The following is a 17,154-nucleotide window of genomic DNA, read 5'->3' on the forward strand; positions in this document are numbered from 1 at the left end:
CCCCCGATGGCTTGCCTGTGCGAGCCATCCGGAGACCCTTCGCGGTCAGCGGTATTCGGTGCCGGTGCCCGCCGGCGCAAAAACGGGCTCCCTTTGTGCGCGGATGTGCGCCAGACGATGCCGGCCCCAGCCACGACATGGGCCGGGTGTGATTGCTGGATGAGCAGACGGTTCTAGCGACGACCGGGCCTGCCAATCAGCCCACGGGTGGTTCTTCTTTCCTCCCGAGCCGAAGGCCCCTGGGGCCTTCGGCGCCTTTCTCCTGCCTTTCAACGCCCCGGCCAGGGCGATGGCCCTGCGCCACACGAACGGGAGACCCACATGACCGCCAACATTGCAATCCGCCTCACTACGCACCGCCGATGCACCGAACTGCAAGGCGATCGGCAATTCCATGGCCGTGCTGTGCGTCGCGTGGCTGGGGACGCCGGCTGGTGCAGTACCTGCACAAGACGGGATCGATCGCTTCGGATTGATGCAAGACGCGGCCGGCGGGTCGCGCGATCCTCCCTCCTGCATTGCCGACGCATCGGCAACAGCCAGCAGCCAGGGTGTCCAGACTGCCGTGGGTTCCGCCCACGCCACCCGCCAGTTCGCCCCGGCATCTCTCCGGCGAACGCTGCCCACCGGGCATCGATGCCACCTTCCTCCAACCCACGGGATGTATGCCGCGTCCCGTCAGGGGCGTGTCGTCAACCCGGTCGATATCAGGACTTCCCATGGACACCATCACCCGACAAGACCGCATCACCCTCAAGAACCTCAAGGTCGCGGATTTCGCGAGCGAGGAAACGCTGTGCTTCACCGCCACCGTCATGTTCGACGGCAGGCCCATCGCCGAAGCCCGCAACGACGGACACGGCGGCTCGACGTTCGTGCGCGCGTTGCAAGGCCAGGCCGCGCTGCTGGCCCAGGCCGAGGAATTCGCCAAGAGCCTGCCGCCGGCATCGCTCGACGTCGAACGCGAAGACGACGAGCCGCTTCTCATCGACATGACGCTCGACTTCCTAGTGGACCAATTGGCCGATGCCATGCACGCGGAGCGCAAGCTGCGCACCGCGTTCAACCGCGACATCGGCAACAAGGTGCTGTTCATCAAGGACGGCAGGCTGCTGTTCCTCAAGGGCATCAAGCTCAAGGCCATTGCCGACCGCGCAGCGTATTTCGCAAAGCTGCGCAGCCGACAGGACCAGCCCATCGTCATCCTGGCCGAGCTGCCAGCGGACGAGGCATTCGCCATCTGGAAGCAGCATGTCCTGGGCGACAAGCCCCGCTGATCCAGCCTCACCGCACCGTCATGACCGCCCCGCACTTGCTGCGGGGCTTTTCTTTGTCTCTGCGTACATCAATCGGGGCTGGACCAGATGCCGATTTCCAACTGACGTGGCGCGCCCCCCCCACGAAGCTGCCCGCATGCTCGCTGATTCGTCAGCACATGCCAGCAGCCAGGGTTTCAGGCTGCCGCGGGGTTCTCCCCGCGCAACCCACCAGTCCGCATCGCATCCATTGCGCGGACGCACGTCGCCAAGACGCTGATGCTTTTTTTCAACCGCGTGCGGGAGCTGCCATCCCGTGAGGGACAGGGCCCCGCTTTTCCAAGGAGCCCATCCATGTCCCAGCAAGCCTCTTTCGGCCGATTCGGTCAATTGGCCTTGACCTACTGCGGCAAGTTCCTGCCGCTCGAAGTCCTGCACAGCGCCGCCGGCCACTACATCGGCACGCGCGATACCGAAGGTCCCGTTTCGCGGGAATCTCGTGAGTACTTCCGCAGCCATGCCGCGGCTCAACGTGCCCTCGAAAGAGGCGGCTGGTCCCAGCTCGCCGTTCCCTGATCCAACTGGAGGAATCACGTCATGAACCAGCTACTGCCGCAGGAAGTCGTCGATCAGATCGTTCGGGAAGAACGGCATTTCAGCGCCGCGCCCCAAGCCTTTTTCGAGGCATGGAAGCGTGGTGTCGAGATCGCCGGCCCGCAATGGTTTGGCGATGGCACCCGTGAAGGTCTGAACCAGGCCAAGAGCAAGTGGGATCTGCGCCCCGACATGCTGCGCCTCAACGACGCCCTCGGCGTCCTGAGCAGCGGGGAACGCATGTTCCTGTCCGCGATGGTCAGCTTCTACAACGCGCGCGAGGGCGGTGCCATGCTCAAGCGCTGCCACTTCAACGGGTTGTCGGACTTCGACGGCCTCGATCTGCCTCGTCGCCAGGTGATCGCCGACCTGCTGCTGAACTACAGCGGTTGGTGAGCCGGTCCCCGGCACACCTTCATCACTGCGTTCACGCGACCCCATGAGGGACATGCGCCTCGCCCGAGGCCATGTCCCTCGCGTTTCTCCCCGCCCAGTGCCATCCGGCATCAGGCGGTTCCCCTGCGGATGCCATCGTCCGCAAGGGCTGGCTCCGTTCATTCATCGAAAGGAGCCTTCATGGCCAACAATTACTACGAAGCCACCGGCGTTCTCGTGCTCGACCGTGTGACGCCCGTCATCCAGGCGCTGTTCGGCGCCTTCGCGCTGGACGAGAGCCATCCCGGCAACGGGCAGGCCTACATCGCCCAGATCGCCGAGACCACCAATCCGCAATGGCCGGACGTGCTCGATGGCCTGGAAGACCTGGCCACGCAACTCGGCATTCCGATGCCGGACGACGAAGGGCTTTCGATCCCGCCGCTGCTCGAACTGCTCGCCGTGCACTTCGGTGCCGATGAGGACGAAGAGCTGGGGAACTTGATCGAGCGTCATTCGTTCGAGGACACCGCCGATCTCGACGCATTGTTTCTGATCGCCACCCGATTCGATGACGGCCACCACCTGACCGCCATCCAGTTCGAGGGATGCTGGTATTGCAGCAAGCCGCGGCTGTTCGAGTTCGGCGGCAACGGCTGCTACCTGAGCCGCGAGGTCCGCGTCATCAGTTCCTCCTCGCAGGCCCTCCAGCTCGGCGACCAACTGCGCAAGGCCATTGTGGCCGCCGACATCGAAGAGGCCTCGGCCCTGATTGCGCTGGAGACCATCAATCTGCTGGCGGGCGTCAGCGACGAGCCATTCCGCATGAATTTGCGCCGACGCGTCGCCGAGCGATTGGCCCAAACGCCAACGATCAGCGTCACCTGACGCTGTTTCCTTTCTTTCCACCCACCGGGGTCAATTCCCGGTGGCGGGGATTGGCTCCATCATTATTCTGTTGGAGAAATCCCATGTCCCAGAATCCCAATCCCTTTCTACGCGGCTACTGGAATCTGAAAATCGTCCGCACGCTGTCCATCAGCCACGAGGACGGAAGCCCGCATGTCTGGCGAAACATCCACCAGAGCCAAGAACACCTCTCCGATGAGGAGCTGGTTTCAGCATCCTGCATCGTCACCAGCGATTTCGCCGTAGTCAGCAATGGCCCAGACTCCGTGAGTGCCGAGGTGCTGGCCGAACGCGATGCCGGTGAAGGCGCCTACGGCGTGGTGGGTGCCGTGGTGTACGCGATCCACGGCGACGACTTCGACGGCCGCCCCGTCCACATTGGCGACACTTATTCGGCCGAGGCCGCACGGGAAGTCGTGCAGCGGTTGAGCTTCGAGACCGGCTACTACAGCCGGTGCTGGGAAATCAGCAGCGCGCACATCAGCCACGAAACCGGCCAGTACCTGGCCAACCTGGCTGACCTCGCGACGCCGGAAGCCTTTTTGTTCATTGCGTTCCGGGTTCCCTACAGCCCGGCGATCGGCGTCAAGCTGATTTCCACGCCCTGGACGGGCCAGCACCTGCAGGACGTCGAGGAGATCTCCGCCGAGCAGCTTCGGCAGGAGCACTGCAGCAAGGGCATGCCGGACGACCTGGCACAGATCCTTGCACTGGCCGGCCAGGCCGATGTGCGCATCCTCATTCTCGATGCCGACGCACCCGTGTTGCCGGGCCTGCCGTTGGCCGGCGAATAACTGCCAGACACATCCCCAGCCTACCTTTTCCTCACCGCATGCCGGCCCGTCTCCCGCCAGGGAGCCGGGCCGGTTCACTTTCATAGGAGCGATCCCATGTTCCCCGATCTCATCTCGCCCGTATCGGACTTCGAGCACCAGCTTGGAGCCTGCTTCAATGCCATGAGCCAGGACGATGCCATCGGCCAGATCCTGGTAGTCGAGCGCATGAGCGGCATGCTGCACATGCGCCATATCGCCAGCGCCGACCTGATGGACACCGACGTGGACGACTACGAAATGGTCATCTTCGACGGTGGCAACACAAGCGGGGACACGTGGAAGCACGTGTTCTTTCCGCGTCAGCGCGAGCACTACTTCGTGTACCAAGCCTGACCCCTCCGGCCCCTTTCGAGGGGCTTTTTCTTGTACGCAGCACAGGAATGCGGGCATGTTGCGGTGCCGTTTCCTGCGGGCAGGCCGACCACCCCGGGGCCATGCTTACCCCATGTCCGTCGGCGCTGCCGACACATGCCCAGGCAGTCGAGACCTTCGAGGCTGCAAGCACGGGAAACCGTGCTGGTCGTTTCTTCCTACGGACCTACCGCGTCCATCCACGCCACCCACAAGGGACCTCTCCCTTGCGGGCGGGGAATCCCTTGTTATTTCTCAAGGAGTTTCCCCATGGACCGTTCCCTCATCAAATCCATGATGCCTTCGCTGGTCGCAGGCCATGTGCCCCGTAACGTGCGATCGTTCAAGTACCGCGTGTTCGATGATCAGCCGCTGTCCTCAACGCTGGGCTTTGCCATCGACCCCCAACCCTTCGACGGCAAGGTGGTCGCTGCGACCGACGATGCCATCGTCGTCAAGCTCAAGCCTTCCGAGTTCGCGGTGCTCGATCCCAGCCTGGTGACCACGGTTCCTGCCGAAGGCGCCAAGGTGCATGTCCAACCCTATGCCCGTCGTCGCTTCGACGGACTGCGCGCGGACACGCCGGAGGTCATCACCGAGAAGACTTCGGACGGCACGCCGTACACCATCACGAGGCACATCCTCGGCTCGGCGCCGGCCAAGCTGCCCATTCCCACGCCGCAGTGCATGGAGTTGGGCCAGCTCATCGAGCAGTTGGAAGAGATGCCGGCCCCCGATCGCTTCCGGCGCATCACCCACATGCTGGTGGATGCCGGTGCCCGCGACTTCACCTGGGTCGATCCCACGCCCTCCAAGATCATCGAGACCCCGCCGGCGATCAGCTTCACGGTCTCGACCGCGAAGTTCGAGGGCCGGGTGACGATCCTCTACGACCGCGGCGGAGACACCTACGTGGTGGAACTGCACCGTCAGAACGGTGAATCGGTCGAACTGGTCGATCGGCACGACGAGGTGTATTTCGACATGCTCGGCGAAGTGCTGGAGCGGCTCATCGACGACGGGCGCTGGCGCCAGATCGACGTGAGCATCCTCGACGCGAAGGCGGCCCGTAAGCGCCAAGCCGTCCCGGCATGACGCCCCTCGGCTGACCCGAGGCACCCGCCACGGCGTTCCAGCCATTCCGGCCGCGTGACCTACAGGCCCTTCATCCCATCGGGTGGAGGGCCTTTCTCTTTTTTTAACACAGGAGATTTCATCCATGTCACTGCGATTCAAAGGCGCCGACCTGCGCCCCGTGCTGACCGAAGCCATCGCCAATCAGTGCCGCATCGTCCTGGTCAAGGACCAGGGCGTGTACTTCCTCGCCGAGCGTGGGGAGCGTCGCCCGGATGGACGCCAGCAACTGCTCGCCTACGCCGTCGGCTGCAACCCGGACACCGACCCGTTCGATGACTGGTGGCACCTCGCCGGCCGCGAGCTGGGTGGCGACGATTTTGCGGAGTATTTCGACCCGAAGGACGGCCTGTTCACGCGCCTCCTGCACTCGGCGGACGATCTCGTGCTGTCCGCCACCGCCACGCACCTGTCCTTGGCCGTGGTGCCTCCCGCCTGAAGCGGCAACCGCCGCGCAGCCCTCGCAGCCCCCGCACCGGGGGCTTTCTTTTGTTCGCACCGCGGCCATCGCCGCGCATGCGCGTTCGTCTCCAGCCGCCAAGGCACGCCCCGCGGGCCACAGCGCCGGCATGCCACCGGAGACGACCGCATGAACACATCATCGACCTCGCCGAGGCTGCACCTGCTGCCGGTGTCGCTGCGCACGGCCAACGTCTTCGTGCTGGCACACCATCACCGTCCGGTCCAGGCTGCGAAGTTCGCCCTGGCCGTCACGCTGGTCGACAGCGACCTGATCCGCGGCGTGGCCATCGTCGGCCGGCCGGTCGCGCGGCACCTGGACGATGGCTGGACGCGGGAAGTCACACGGCTGTGCACCGACAGCACACCCAACGCCTGCAGCAAGCTATACGGCGCGGCCTGGCAGGCGGCAAAGTCGCTGGGCTACATCCGCCTGATCACCTACACCTTACCCGACGAAGGCGGCGCCAGCCCGCGCGCCGCCGGCTGGCGGCTGATTGGCGCGCGCGGCGGCGGCGCCTGGAGCCGTCCCAGCCTCCCCCTCGCCGATACCCCGAGCACCTGCGCCGCCCCAAATGCCTGTGGCAGGCGCCGGGCGGCGCGGACAAAGGGAAGCACCCGGATGCCGATTGATTGCTGCCGCGCGCGCGAGGCCCGGCCATGCTGACCCCATGCCTGCTGACGTTGTCAGCGACATGCCAGGCAACCATCGGTCTTCGAGGTTGCGGCGCAGTTCCCACTGCGTGACCGAGCCAGCTCGCACCGCATCCATCCGCGAGCGGCCACCAGCCTCTGGTGGCGGATGCTTTCGCCTTATCAACCCACCGCGGGGTTACGCACCTTCCCCGCATGCGTGGGCCGGTGTGTCTCCGCTTCATCCCAATGGAGATTCACCATGAACACCACGTCCAACGAGAAATCGTATTTCGACCTCCACACCTCGGGCATCGGCTACGTCCAGCGTGTCCGTGAAGTGCCCGTCCGGGGCGGCCGCCGTGCGCAGCCTTTCCTTGCTTGCACCATCGCCGCGCTGGTCGGCCCCGCCCGGGACCCCAGCTACCGCTACTTCGACGTCAAGGTCTCGGGTGCCGAGGCCAAGAAGCTCGTTCAGCGCTACATCGGCGTTGACGATCCCAAGCAGCGCCCGCTGGTGCGATTTCGCCTCGGTGACCTGTGGGGCGATGCGTACATCCGCGACAAGGGTGAGCAGAAGGGTCAGGCCGCCGCGTCCCTCAAGGCGCGACTGCTCAAGGCCGAACTGATCGACCGGGCCGAACTGGCTTCGATCGAGCAGCACGAGCTGATCACCCGCGGCATCGGCTATCTCAATCGTGTGAAGGACGTCACCCCAAAGGCTGGCGACTCGTTCCTCTCTTGCACCGTCGCAGCACTGGCCGGGCCTGTCGATGAACCGGAGTATCGGTACTTCGACACCATCGTCGCCACCCCGGAAGCCGAGCATCTGGTTCGCCGGTGCGTTCAGGCCATCGAGGGTGACCGCAAGGTGCTGATCGCCTTCCGTCTGAACGACATGAAGATCGATCCGTACATCCGCACCAAGGGCGAGCACGCCGGGGAACCGGCCGCAAGCCTGGAATCGACGCTGGTCCACATCGGTCTGATCAAGATCGACGGCACCCAGGTCTATCCGACGAGCCAGGCGCAACCCGAGGCGCCGCCGGCCGAAGACGCATCCGCGTCCGAAGCCGACGACGCCATCGACACGGCCACCGAGCCCGCCGAGCGCGAGCCCGAGGCGCAAGTCGAGGAGCAGGAGCCGGCATTGGCTGCTTCGTTCTGATACGGCATGGCCCCTCACGGGGCCTTGTCGCTTCTCTTCCCGCATCCGCCGCGTCCCCATGACGCGCGCTTGCGCATTTCATCCCCCGAGTTCCGCGTGGTCTCACCGCCGCGCGGTTACCGCATTTCTCAAAGGAGATCAGCCATGTCTCTGGCATCCCGTTTTGCTCCGCAATCCCCGATCCTGCGCTCCGATCGTCCACTCTCGGACGACCGCATTCGTGCCGTCGTTCCGTCGATCTTCGCCGACGCTCCGCATGGGAGCCGGTCCGATCGGTATGCCTACATACCGACCTCGACCGTGCTGACCAAGCTGCGCCAGGAGGGCTTCGAGCCCTTCATGGTGTGCCAGACACGCGTGCGCAACGAAGACCGGCGCGAGTATACGAAGCACCTCATCCGACTTCGCCATGCGAGCCAGATCAACGGCGACGAGGCGAACGAGATCATCCTGCTCAACAGCCACGACGGCACGAGCAGCTATCAGATGCTCGCCGGCATGTTCCGGTTCGTCTGCCACAACGGCCTGGTTTGCGGTGACACCACCGCCGACATCCGCGTTCCCCACAAGGGCGACGTGGCCAGCCAGGTGATCGAAGGTGCCTACGGAGTCCTCGAAGGCTTCGAGCGCGTGCAGAACGCGCGCGATGCGATGCGCACCATCACCCTCGATGAGGGCGAAGCGGAGGTCTTTGCAAACTCCGCGCTCGCACTCAAGTACGACGATCCAGCCAAGTCCACGCCTGTCACGGAGAGCCAACTGCTGGCACCCCGGCGATGGGACGACCGCAAGAACGACTTGTGGGCCGTCTTCAACCGCGTCCAGGAGAACCTCGTCAAAGGGGGCCTGAACGGACGCACGGCCAACGGCCGCAATCAGCGCACCCGTCCGGTGCAAGGCATCGACCAGAACCTGCGCCTGAACCGGGCGTTGTGGCTGCTGGCCGAAGGCATGCGCCAGCTCAAGGCGTGATGCCACGCGGACCTCGCCCACCTCGGGCGAGGCCATTTCCTCTCATCCACCGGGTGCCGTCGGCGGCCCGTCATTCATCATCAGGAGAACCATCATGGCAACCCCATCGGCTTCCGAGAAATCGGTTGCGCCCATCGTCGTCCCCGGCCAGCTCACGCTGCGTACCATCCGCGGCAAGAACGGCCCGTTCACGGTTGGCCGCCTCGCCACGCACCTCGGTACTTTCGAGGTCAAAGACCCGGAGCTGGAGCAGTACCCCGAAGGCAAGTACGACGGGGAATTCATCATCAGGTACATCTTCCCGAAGTCCTATCCGGTCGGCGGCGGCATGCGGTTCGAGATCCGTGCCAGCCTCGACGGCATGACGCTCAACGGCATCGACAAACTCAGCCGCGACGAAGCCCGCAGCTTCGCCACCCAGGACGTCGATCCGCTCGATGAAGAGCAAGGGGCGCAGCCTGCGACAACGCCGGCCAAGCCGACCAAAGCGTCCAGGCCCGCCAAGCCCGCACCCGTGCAGGCGTCCGCGGACCCGATGGTCGATACCACGCCCTTTGGCGTGGATGCGCCGCCACCTGCTGAGGCTGCTGCCCCCGGCAGCACCCAAGACGGTGACCCCGCGCTCTTCGGCCTGCTGTGGCCGCTGGGCGAGTCCGTGAAACTGGATTCGACCATCGACCGCCGCGCTTTGCGTGCACAGATCGCCCGCCTGGGCGAGCTGGGCTACGCGCTGGACTTCAAGACGCAGGAGTGGAGCCGCCAGGCCGAACTGCAACCTGCGTGATCGTAGACGCCGCATGCGCGGTGTTCTTCATCCACCCGCCGGGGTTCCTTCCCCATGCGGGGGAGGCCCTGGCCATCTTCTGGAGGTCTTCATCATGTCCACCATCGCTTGCGATATCCCCCGCTCCGCGCTGGATGAACCCGCGTGGCGGGCTCTCTGCGAGACGGCAGCCGCACAAGCCACCAAGGGTTGCGGACTGTCTCACGACTACTACGTCGAACGCTTCAGTTCGGCGATCGACGCGCAACTCGGTCGATTGCCGGAAGAACAGCGCGCACAGGCGCTGAAGATCGCACAGGAATGGGACTACGCAACACCGGCCGAACGGCAGGAAACCCAGGACTGGAATGCGGAGCATGGCTACTGCTCGCATGGGATCGAGTTCGGCTACTGCCCGGCCGGTTGTGATCGCGACGATGACGACTGGGACTGAGGGCAAAGCATAGGTTCCTTCGTCGCACACGCGGCATTCCATCACCCGCTGGGGGTTCTCCCCCACGGGGAGGCTTCCGGCTCCATTCTTCAGGAGGCCTCTCATGGGCTGGTATTTCTCCCCCCAATCGCGGTCTGAATTGATCGCGGAACTGATCGCACCGCAAGTGACCGAGCGCGCCAGCGTCAAGGTCATCGCCCACGCGCTGCGCGGCAACGTCCTCTGGTCCGTCGCGGAAGTGACGGCCAGGGCCGAAGGCGTGCATCGTGATCTCGCACCGGGCCAGTCCCTGCGCTACATCCGTTGCGATCTGCTGGAACGCAGCGGCAACCAGTGGGGCTACAAGCCGCTGGACGAGTCCATGCACCCGTACTACTACTCGTGCCCGTTGAGCTACCTCGACATGGCGCCGGAGCAGTCCGCCGACTGGCGTGCAGGCGTTCGCGCCTACCACGCGCGGCGGCGCACCCCCACGGCATCCACGGCACCCGCCGCGGCGCTGTTGGCCTGAGCCAGGAGGAACCGACATGGACCCGATCCTGGCTGCGCTCCCCGCCTCGCTGTTGAAACTCGTTGAAGGCAGTTTGTCCAACGACGAAGTTTCCTCCGACGAGGAAATGCTGGGGTACTTCATCGACAACGGCCTCACCGAGGAGCAGGCACGGCAGGCACTGACCTACCGCGACCAGTACCTCAACAACATCTACCTGGACGGCTTCACGCCGATCACCGCGGTGGACGAGGCGCTTCACTTCAATCCGCACACCCGGCAGTTCGAGCCGGACTGAGCGACTTTCTCCCACCCCCTGGGGCAGTACTTGCCCCAGGGGGGCGGTGCTGTTCCCGTTCATCCGAGGACACCACCATGCCCGCAAACACTTCTTCCACGCTGTACCGCATCGACGAATGCCCGGACGTGATGGCCGACGCCTGCGTCGGCGATGACCAGGGCAACCTGATCTTCCTGTCCATCTGGGCACGCGACACCGCCGTCCAGCAGTTCCTCGCTCGCCTGACCCTCGGGCGCGACGAGCAAGGACTGGACCAGTTCCACGTCATCACCAACCAGGGCGGCAGCGTCCCGGTGTTCATCGGCAACGTCGATCGACTGGAAAAGCGCATCACGCGCGCCTACCGGCGAACGCTGTTCGGATCGCTCTCCAACGTGTGGCTGTTCGACCGGCGCTGCGTCAAGCCCGACAAGGCCAACGCCAGCGCGCTGGCATTGCTGCCACGCGATAGCGCCCACCGGCTTGACCGCCTGTGGATGCTGGTGCGGGACACCTGCCCGTTGCCGCTGCTCGACCACTGGCGCGAGACCGTGCTGGAACTGCTGCAAACCCGCGAGATGCTGGCCCGCCTTCCGTTCGCCCTCGGGCCACTGGAAGGCCATCGGCTCGCCATCGACGTGCCGGCGCTGACCCTGGCGCTGGGTTCCCTGATCCGCAGTGACGTGCTCACCGCCTATCCCTATCCGGCCAAGATCTGGACGCCGGAAGCGGTAGCGGCTTGACCCACCCTCGGAGGCACGCCTTGGCGTGCTTCCGCCATTCCTTCCCGCCAACCAGGAGACTTCCATGGCCCTCATGTTCCCGCGGCTCGCCCGCAATTTCGCCAAGAACGGTTACTACCCGACCGACGAACCCACGCTCGAAAGAGCCCTCAACGCACTGATGCCCAGCGACGGGCCGATGTGCATCCTCGATCCCTGCGCCGGCGAAGGCGTGGCGATCGCCGAAGCCGCCCATGCCCTCGGGCGCGAGCAGGCCAAGGCGTTCGCCGTCGAGTTCGACGCGGAGCGGGCACGCCATGCCCGCGGCCTGGTCGATCACTGCCTGCACGCGGACCTGATGGACACGATGGTCTCCAAGCAGTCGTTCGGGCTGCTCTGGCTCAACCCGCCGTATGGCGACCTGTCCAAGGACGTCAACGGCAACATCGGCTACCAAGGTCAGGGACGTGCCCGCCTCGAAAAGCTGTTCTATCAGCGCAGTCTGTCGTTGCTGCAATACGGCGGCGTTCTGGTCTTCATCGTCCCCGGCTACGTGCTCGACGCGGAACTGGTCGGCTGGCTGACACGCCACTACACGGACCTGCGCATCTACCGAGCGGTGGAGACGCAGTTCAAGCAGGTGGTGATCTTCGGACGCCGGGTGCGCCAGCGCGAGCTGGCGTCGGATTCGGGCAAGGCCGTGCGCAATCTGCTGCTGCAGATTGGGCTTGGCGAAGTCGAACCCGAGGAACTGCCGAGCGATTGGCCGTTCCTGCCGTACATCGTCCCCGCCAGTCCGGCCGAGCCGGAGTATTTCTTCCGCGTGACGATGGAGCCCGAGCAGTTCGCCGATGAAGTCGGCAGGCTGCAAGGCCTCTGGCCGTCGCTGGACACGCACCTGGGGGCCGCGCAGCAGTCGCTGCGTCCACCGGCGCGGGCCTTGTCCCACTGGCATCTCGCCCTGGCTCTGGCCGCGGGCGCGATCTCGGGGGTTGTGCGCTCCAAGACCGGGCGCGTGCTCGTCGTCAAAGGTGACACCCACAAGGACAAGACGCTCCAGCGGGAATTCACCGAACGGGAAGACGGCTCCATCGCCGAGACCCGCATCCTCACCGACAAGTTCGTGCCCGTCATCCGCGCATGGGACATGACGCCTGGCTCCCCGACACGGGGCGAGGTGCTGACCATCCGCTGATCCACCGGACGCCCGACGTCCCGCTGCACTTCATCGAAGGAGAAACACCATGTTCCCCAATCCGTTCAAGCGGCCCGCGCCGCACAAGCAACCCTTGTTCGCACCGGCCTCGTTGCAGTTGAGCGAGAAGGTGCATTGGCTGGCCCGCCGAGGTCTCATCGACCCCTTGTCCTATGTGCAGCGCCACGTGCGCGGCGACTGGGGCGAGATCGACGAGGCCACCCGCCAGGCCAACGATGTCGCACTCGATCAGGACAACCTGATGATCTCCCAGTACCGGATCACGCCGGAACTGGTGTTGATCGTGAAGACCAGCGAAGACCACCAGACCACGGTGGTCCAGCTTCCCGAAGAGCGCGACCTGATCTGAAGGCACCGCCTCGTCATCCCATCCACCTGACGGAGCCACTTCACTCCGCCAGGGGTGTCGTGGCTCAATAACCTTTCAAGGAGGAGCCCATGGCATCACATCGCATCGAAACCTACTGCCAGAGGCTGGCGTTCCCCATCGGGGCGCTTATCTTCAGCAGAGCCGTTGACCACCTGGTCCGCGCAGGTCGGCTCGACCCGATCCCGTACTTCAGGCGCCACACCCGTGGCGACTGGGGAGACGTCAACGTCCAGCAATGGCAGGCCAACAGCACCGCGCTTCAATCAGGTGCTTCGCTGGAGTCGCACTACGTGATCCACCCAGGGCTGGCCATTCGCATCGTTACCGACGCGCAGCGCAGCGCCACCGTCATCGTGTTGCCGTCCGAGGACTGAGCACGGTTCACCCGCAGGCCACCCAGGCCCGCACCTTCAACCTTCGGCCACGCGCCGATTCTCTTCCCACTCCGGGGCATGCCATTGCCCCGTTGGGGGTGGTGCATGCCCCATTTTCTTTGGAGCATCACCATGTCCCTCGATCTCGAAACCACTACCGCTGAAGCCACGCCCGTGCAGGGCGAACTGCTCGACGCGGAATCCAACCCTCTGACCCTGAGCCTTCAGGATTTCGTCGGCGAGTTCGGCGACGAACTGCTCGACGCCCTCAACAGCGCCAATCCGCCGGTCTATACCGGCCAACCGCAGGCGCACCGGCAAGTCATCGTCGCCAGCCTCAAGCGCAAGCTGTTCCCGGCCCAGGCCGAAGTCGTCCACGCTGCTGCCGAACTGCTGATCGACCGTGGCGAACGCGCCGCGATCGTCAACGGCGAGATGGGCTGCGGCAAGACGACCGTCGGCATCGCCACGGCCGCCGTCCTCAACGCCGAAGGCTACCGCCGCACCCTGGTGCTTTCGCCACCGCACCTTGTTTACAAGTGGCGGCGCGAGATCCAGGAGACGGTAGCGGGCGCCAAAGTGTGGGTGCTCAACGGGCCGGATACGCTCGTCAAGCTCATCAAGCTGCGTGAGCAGTTGGGTGTGCAGCCCACGGGTCAGGAGTTCTTCGTCCTGGGCCGCGTGAGGATGCGGATGGGCTTCCACTGGAAGCCCGTCTTCACCACGCGGCGCACCCGCCACGGCGACGTGGCAGCGTGCCCGGACTGCGGCACGGTCATCACCGACCTCGACGGCGAGCCGGTCAACCCGGTCGCGCTCGAAGCCGAGGAGTACCGCAGGAAGTGTGGCCATTGCGCTGCGCCCCTGTGGACGCTGATCCGCCCGAGAAGCCTGTCCGGCAGCGACCAATCCTCGGCCGTCCTCAAAGCCTTGAAGCGCATCCCGACCATCGGGGAAATCACCGCGCAGAAGCTCATGAAGCGCTTCGGTGATGGTTTCCTTGCCTCGATGTTGGGGGACAACGTGCATGAGTTCATCAACCTCATGGACGGCAACGGCGAGCTGGTGTTTTCCGACCGTCAGGCCACGCGCATGGAACGTGCGATGGCCAGCATGGAGTTTGGCTTCGGTGAGGGCGGCTACCAACCGTCCGAGTTTATCAAGAGATACCTTCCGCAAGGCACGTTCGACCTGCTCGTCGCCGACGAGGCCCATGAGTACAAGAACGGTGGCAGTGCCCAAGGCCAGGCCATGGGCGTGCTGGCGGCGAAGGCTCGCAAGACCTTGCTGCTGACCGGCACGCTGATGGGCGGCTATGGTGATGATCTCTTTCACCTGCTGTTCCGAGCCCTTCCGGGGCGGATGATCGAAGACGGCTACCGCCCGACCACGAGCGGCAGCATGACCTCGGCCGCGATGGCGTTCATGCGCGATCACGGGGTCTTGAAGGACATCTATTCCGAGAGCACCGGCACGGCGCACAAGACGGCCAAGGGCACCAAGGTATCGGTGCGCACGGTCAAGGCCCCGGGCTTCGGCCCCAAGGGCGTACTTCGTTGCATCCTGCCGTTCACGATCTTCCTCAAGCTCAAGGACATCGGCGGCAACGTCCTGCCGCCGTATGACGAGGAGTTCCGCGAAGTCGCGATGGACACGGCGCAAGCCGCGGCCTACCGCGATCTGGCGGGTCGGCTGACCGCGGAGCTGAAACAGGCTCTGGCGCGACGCGATACGACCTTGCTGGGTGTGGTCCTCAACGTGCTGCTGGCCTGGCCGGATTGCTGCTTCCGGTCGGAGACCGTGGTGCATCCGCGCACGCGCAACACCCTGGCGTTCGTCCCGGCTCAGTTCAACGAGTTCGAGATCAGCCCCAAGGAGCGTGAGCTGATCGACATCTGCAAAGAGGAGAAGGCGCAGGGGCGCAAGGTCCTCGCCTACACGGTCTATACCGGCACGCGCGACACCACGTCGCGCCTGAAGGTGCTGCTGGAGCAGGAAGGTTTTCGGGTGGCAGTGCTGCGCGCAAGCGTGGATGCCAGTCGTCGCGAGGACTGGATCGCCGAGCAACTGGACCGTGGCATCGACGTGCTCATCACCAATCCCGAATTGGTCAAGACGGGATTGGACCTGTTGGACTTCCCGACGATTGTGTTCATGCAGTCTGGCTACAACGTCTATAGCCTTCAACAGGCGGCACGCCGCTCCTGGCGCATCGGGCAGAAACAGCACGTGCGCGTGATCTACCTCGGCTACGCTGCCACTTCGCAGATGACCTGCCTGGAGCTGATGGCCAAGAAGATCATGGTTTCGCAGTCCACCTCGGGCGACGTGCCCGAATCGGGGCTCGATGTCCTGAACCAGGACGGCGATTCCGTCGAGGTCGCACTGGCCCGGCAGCTTGTCGCCGCATGACACGTTCCACTTACGGCCCTTCGGGGCCGTTTTTTTTCCGCTCCCGGTAAATCGGGCGCTGCGTGGTTCGCATTGTTTGCTGCCGTTCGTGGCCAGAGCGGCGATGGTGAGGGCTCGATGTTTCAGGACGCCGAGCTATGTGCCCCTCTCCACCCTGGTTTCACCATCCCGAACGCCGCCTGCTGGCGGGATTTCTCGGCCTGCTGTGGTCGGTGCTGGCCGGTGGCTGCGCGACGACGACTGCGCCGGTCGCGCTCGACACCATCGAGGAAGTCTCGGCCGCGCCCGAACCCGAAGCGCCCGAGTACATCCCGGTCGTGCGCTACGCCCGCTACACACTGGTCGAACTGGCACCCATGGCAGCGCAGCGCGACCTGCTGTTGCAGACCATCGACGTGTCCATGCCCGAGGATGCACGCGCCACGGTCGGGGATGGGCTGCGGCACGTACTCAAACGCAGCGGCTACGGCCTGTGCCAGACCGCGCATGCCGTGATCGAACTGTACGCGCTGCCGCTGCCGGCGGCGCACCTGCATCTCGGTCCCATGACCTTGCGCGATGCACTGCTCACCCTGGCTGGGCCGGCCTGGGAACTGCACGCGGATGACCGCGCCCGACAGATTTGCTTCGACCGGCCCGGCGACCGCGTGGCCGTCGAACCCACGCCCGAGCCGAGCGCCGCCGATGCAGTGCAGACCTTCCCGCTGATGCCTTCCATTCCAGGAGGCCAGCCATGAATGCTCCGCAACCTTCGCGGCGCCCGACCGCCGCCGTGGTGGTGCAAAGCCTGCTCTGGCTCTGGCTGATCGGCCTCAGCGTCATCGTGGCGCTCGGCTACCTGGCGATGCGCGACCAAACCGACCAGGACCGGCTGGATTCACGCCTGCAACGCCTGGAAGCGCAGGCGACTGGCCTGGCCGAGACGATCGAGGCTATCCAGCAGCGTCCTGCCGTCGCAACGGCCGCTGACCTCAAAGATACCCGCCAAATCCTGGAAGCGCGCGCCGCCCAGGTGGAGAAGTCGCTGAACGGCTATGCCGCCGCCGACGATCTTCAGGCACTGCGCGCGGAGATCGAGCAGATCAAGACACGCCAGACCGCCGCGCGTGCCGCAGCGCCCGTCCAAGCACGCGCACCAAGCAAGCCCGCCGCCTCCAAGGCCGAACCGCCGCCACTGCCGTTCCGCGTCGTCGGCGCCGAACTGCGCGCCGGCCAGCGCAGCGTGTCGGTCGCGCCGACAGCCGGGGACCTCACACCCGACCAGCTTCAGGTGCTGCTGCCCGGTGATGCGGTCGGCCCATGGCGTTTGCAGGCGGTCGAGGGCAACACCGCGGTGTTCCAGGCCGGCGACCAGACGCGCCGCGTGGCGATCCCCTGACCGGAGCA

22 protein-coding genes are annotated in these 17,154 nt (G+C 65.1%); all 22 read left to right on the forward strand.

Annotated features, from left to right (window positions below; all coding sequences use genetic code 11):
• Positions 1-719: 719 nt before the first annotated feature.
• The 22 genes from ACVOMB_RS01995 (at position 720) to ACVOMB_RS02100 (ending at position 17,146) form a co-directional block, all read left to right on the forward strand.
• Entirely contained in the window at positions 720-1,277 is a 558-nt protein-coding gene (locus tag ACVOMB_RS01995) for a hypothetical protein (RefSeq protein WP_003050381.1), read from the forward strand.
• A gap of 333 nt (positions 1,278-1,610) precedes the next feature.
• Positions 1,611-1,832 carry a hypothetical protein gene (locus ACVOMB_RS02000; RefSeq protein ID WP_003050378.1) on the forward strand — a complete coding sequence of 74 codons (222 nt, stop codon included), beginning with the start codon at positions 1,611-1,613 and terminating at the stop codon, positions 1,830-1,832.
• A gap of 21 nt (positions 1,833-1,853) precedes the next feature.
• Positions 1,854-2,246 carry a hypothetical protein gene (locus ACVOMB_RS02005; protein ID WP_003050375.1) on the forward strand — a complete coding sequence of 131 codons (393 nt, stop codon included), beginning with the start codon at positions 1,854-1,856 and terminating at the stop codon, positions 2,244-2,246.
• 180 nt (positions 2,247-2,426) lie between these two features.
• Positions 2,427-3,113 (forward strand): hypothetical protein, encoded by a 687-nt coding sequence (locus ACVOMB_RS02010; RefSeq protein ID WP_003050366.1) that lies wholly within the window; start codon positions 2,427-2,429, stop codon positions 3,111-3,113.
• An 83-nt stretch (positions 3,114-3,196) separates the two neighbouring features.
• Complete coding sequence (locus ACVOMB_RS02015; protein WP_018715758.1) at positions 3,197-3,928, forward strand: DUF5983 family protein; 732 nt, start codon at positions 3,197-3,199, stop codon at positions 3,926-3,928.
• A 96-nt stretch (positions 3,929-4,024) separates the two neighbouring features.
• Positions 4,025-4,303, forward strand: a complete 279-nt coding sequence (locus ACVOMB_RS02020; RefSeq protein WP_003050361.1) for a hypothetical protein — start codon at positions 4,025-4,027, stop codon at positions 4,301-4,303.
• Between the two features lie 288 nt (positions 4,304-4,591).
• Complete coding sequence (locus tag ACVOMB_RS02025; RefSeq protein ID WP_003050359.1) at positions 4,592-5,416, forward strand: hypothetical protein; 825 nt, start codon at positions 4,592-4,594, stop codon at positions 5,414-5,416.
• A gap of 124 nt (positions 5,417-5,540) precedes the next feature.
• Positions 5,541-5,894, forward strand: a complete 354-nt coding sequence (locus tag ACVOMB_RS02030) for a DUF3085 domain-containing protein (RefSeq protein ID WP_003050357.1) — start codon at positions 5,541-5,543, stop codon at positions 5,892-5,894.
• 150 nt (positions 5,895-6,044) lie between these two features.
• Positions 6,045-6,581, forward strand: a complete 537-nt coding sequence (locus tag ACVOMB_RS02035; protein WP_026320720.1) for an XF1762 family protein — start codon at positions 6,045-6,047, stop codon at positions 6,579-6,581.
• Positions 6,582-6,809: 228 nt separating this feature from the next.
• The gene (locus tag ACVOMB_RS02040; RefSeq protein WP_003050351.1) at positions 6,810-7,715 is read left to right on the forward strand and encodes a DUF3577 domain-containing protein; all 906 of its coding nucleotides are present in this window, start codon (positions 6,810-6,812) and stop codon (positions 7,713-7,715) included.
• Between the two features lie 144 nt (positions 7,716-7,859).
• Complete coding sequence (locus ACVOMB_RS02045; RefSeq protein ID WP_003050347.1) at positions 7,860-8,687, forward strand: DUF932 domain-containing protein; 828 nt, start codon at positions 7,860-7,862, stop codon at positions 8,685-8,687.
• A 94-nt stretch (positions 8,688-8,781) separates the two neighbouring features.
• Positions 8,782-9,471 (forward strand): DUF3275 family protein, encoded by a 690-nt coding sequence (locus ACVOMB_RS02050; RefSeq protein ID WP_003050344.1) that lies wholly within the window; start codon positions 8,782-8,784, stop codon positions 9,469-9,471.
• 94 nt (positions 9,472-9,565) lie between these two features.
• The gene (locus tag ACVOMB_RS02055) at positions 9,566-9,904 is read left to right on the forward strand and encodes a hypothetical protein (RefSeq protein ID WP_018715757.1); all 339 of its coding nucleotides are present in this window, start codon (positions 9,566-9,568) and stop codon (positions 9,902-9,904) included.
• 103 nt (positions 9,905-10,007) lie between these two features.
• Positions 10,008-10,415, forward strand: a complete 408-nt coding sequence (locus ACVOMB_RS02060) for a hypothetical protein (protein ID WP_018715756.1) — start codon at positions 10,008-10,010, stop codon at positions 10,413-10,415.
• A gap of 16 nt (positions 10,416-10,431) precedes the next feature.
• Positions 10,432-10,692, forward strand: a complete 261-nt coding sequence (locus ACVOMB_RS02065; protein WP_018715755.1) for a hypothetical protein — start codon at positions 10,432-10,434, stop codon at positions 10,690-10,692.
• A 77-nt stretch (positions 10,693-10,769) separates the two neighbouring features.
• Complete coding sequence (locus tag ACVOMB_RS02070) at positions 10,770-11,417, forward strand: hypothetical protein (protein ID WP_054667822.1); 648 nt, start codon at positions 10,770-10,772, stop codon at positions 11,415-11,417.
• Positions 11,418-11,442: 25 nt separating this feature from the next.
• Positions 11,443-12,591, forward strand: a complete 1,149-nt coding sequence (locus ACVOMB_RS02075; RefSeq protein ID WP_256959041.1) for a DUF6094 domain-containing protein — start codon at positions 11,443-11,445, stop codon at positions 12,589-12,591.
• Between the two features lie 49 nt (positions 12,592-12,640).
• Positions 12,641-12,961: a hypothetical protein gene (locus ACVOMB_RS02080; protein ID WP_003050315.1), complete on the forward strand. Its 321-nt coding sequence runs from the start codon at positions 12,641-12,643 to the stop codon at positions 12,959-12,961.
• Between the two features lie 89 nt (positions 12,962-13,050).
• The gene (locus ACVOMB_RS02085; RefSeq protein ID WP_013520771.1) at positions 13,051-13,356 is read left to right on the forward strand and encodes a hypothetical protein; all 306 of its coding nucleotides are present in this window, start codon (positions 13,051-13,053) and stop codon (positions 13,354-13,356) included.
• Between the two features lie 132 nt (positions 13,357-13,488).
• Positions 13,489-15,768 carry a helicase-related protein gene (locus tag ACVOMB_RS02090; protein WP_013520772.1) on the forward strand — a complete coding sequence of 760 codons (2,280 nt, stop codon included), beginning with the start codon at positions 13,489-13,491 and terminating at the stop codon, positions 15,766-15,768.
• Positions 15,769-15,905: 137 nt separating this feature from the next.
• Positions 15,906-16,505, forward strand: a complete 600-nt coding sequence (pilL2, locus tag ACVOMB_RS02095; protein ID WP_013520773.1) for a PFGI-1 class ICE element type IV pilus protein PilL2 — start codon at positions 15,906-15,908, stop codon at positions 16,503-16,505.
• Complete coding sequence (locus ACVOMB_RS02100) at positions 16,502-17,146, forward strand: hypothetical protein (protein WP_013520774.1); 645 nt, start codon at positions 16,502-16,504, stop codon at positions 17,144-17,146. The genes pilL2 and ACVOMB_RS02100 overlap by 4 nt, the downstream gene beginning before the upstream one ends.
• The last annotated feature ends 8 nt before the right edge of the window (positions 17,147-17,154 follow it).

Source organism: Stenotrophomonas sp. STEN018 (assembly GCF_056760235.1).

What these genes read in the sequence shown, in the direction of transcription:
- ACVOMB_RS02030 (WP_003050357.1), top strand. Translation starts at nt 5,541, where the DNA reads ATGTCACTGCGATTCAAAGGCGCCGACCTGCGCCCCGTGCTGACCGAA.
- ACVOMB_RS02080 (WP_003050315.1), top strand. Translation starts at nt 12,641, where the DNA reads ATGTTCCCCAATCCGTTCAAGCGGCCCGCGCCGCACAAGCAACCCTTG.
- ACVOMB_RS02045 (WP_003050347.1), top strand. Translation starts at nt 7,860, where the DNA reads ATGTCTCTGGCATCCCGTTTTGCTCCGCAATCCCCGATCCTGCGCTCC.
- ACVOMB_RS02085 (WP_013520771.1), top strand. Translation starts at nt 13,051, where the DNA reads ATGGCATCACATCGCATCGAAACCTACTGCCAGAGGCTGGCGTTCCCC.
- ACVOMB_RS02065 (WP_018715755.1), top strand. Translation starts at nt 10,432, where the DNA reads ATGGACCCGATCCTGGCTGCGCTCCCCGCCTCGCTGTTGAAACTCGTT.
- ACVOMB_RS02055 (WP_018715757.1), top strand. Translation starts at nt 9,566, where the DNA reads ATGTCCACCATCGCTTGCGATATCCCCCGCTCCGCGCTGGATGAACCC.
- pilL2 (WP_013520773.1), top strand. Translation starts at nt 15,906, where the DNA reads ATGTGCCCCTCTCCACCCTGGTTTCACCATCCCGAACGCCGCCTGCTG.
- ACVOMB_RS02100 (WP_013520774.1), top strand. Translation starts at nt 16,502, where the DNA reads ATGAATGCTCCGCAACCTTCGCGGCGCCCGACCGCCGCCGTGGTGGTG.
- ACVOMB_RS02015 (WP_018715758.1), top strand. Translation starts at nt 3,197, where the DNA reads ATGTCCCAGAATCCCAATCCCTTTCTACGCGGCTACTGGAATCTGAAA.
- ACVOMB_RS02090 (WP_013520772.1), top strand. Translation starts at nt 13,489, where the DNA reads ATGTCCCTCGATCTCGAAACCACTACCGCTGAAGCCACGCCCGTGCAG.
- ACVOMB_RS02050 (WP_003050344.1), top strand. Translation starts at nt 8,782, where the DNA reads ATGGCAACCCCATCGGCTTCCGAGAAATCGGTTGCGCCCATCGTCGTC.
- ACVOMB_RS02040 (WP_003050351.1), top strand. Translation starts at nt 6,810, where the DNA reads ATGAACACCACGTCCAACGAGAAATCGTATTTCGACCTCCACACCTCG.
- ACVOMB_RS02060 (WP_018715756.1), top strand. Translation starts at nt 10,008, where the DNA reads ATGGGCTGGTATTTCTCCCCCCAATCGCGGTCTGAATTGATCGCGGAA.
- ACVOMB_RS02070 (WP_054667822.1), top strand. Translation starts at nt 10,770, where the DNA reads ATGCCCGCAAACACTTCTTCCACGCTGTACCGCATCGACGAATGCCCG.
- ACVOMB_RS01995 (WP_003050381.1), top strand. Translation starts at nt 720, where the DNA reads ATGGACACCATCACCCGACAAGACCGCATCACCCTCAAGAACCTCAAG.
- ACVOMB_RS02005 (WP_003050375.1), top strand. Translation starts at nt 1,854, where the DNA reads ATGAACCAGCTACTGCCGCAGGAAGTCGTCGATCAGATCGTTCGGGAA.
- ACVOMB_RS02035 (WP_026320720.1), top strand. Translation starts at nt 6,045, where the DNA reads ATGAACACATCATCGACCTCGCCGAGGCTGCACCTGCTGCCGGTGTCG.
- ACVOMB_RS02025 (WP_003050359.1), top strand. Translation starts at nt 4,592, where the DNA reads ATGGACCGTTCCCTCATCAAATCCATGATGCCTTCGCTGGTCGCAGGC.
- ACVOMB_RS02000 (WP_003050378.1), top strand. Translation starts at nt 1,611, where the DNA reads ATGTCCCAGCAAGCCTCTTTCGGCCGATTCGGTCAATTGGCCTTGACC.
- ACVOMB_RS02010 (WP_003050366.1), top strand. Translation starts at nt 2,427, where the DNA reads ATGGCCAACAATTACTACGAAGCCACCGGCGTTCTCGTGCTCGACCGT.
- ACVOMB_RS02020 (WP_003050361.1), top strand. Translation starts at nt 4,025, where the DNA reads ATGTTCCCCGATCTCATCTCGCCCGTATCGGACTTCGAGCACCAGCTT.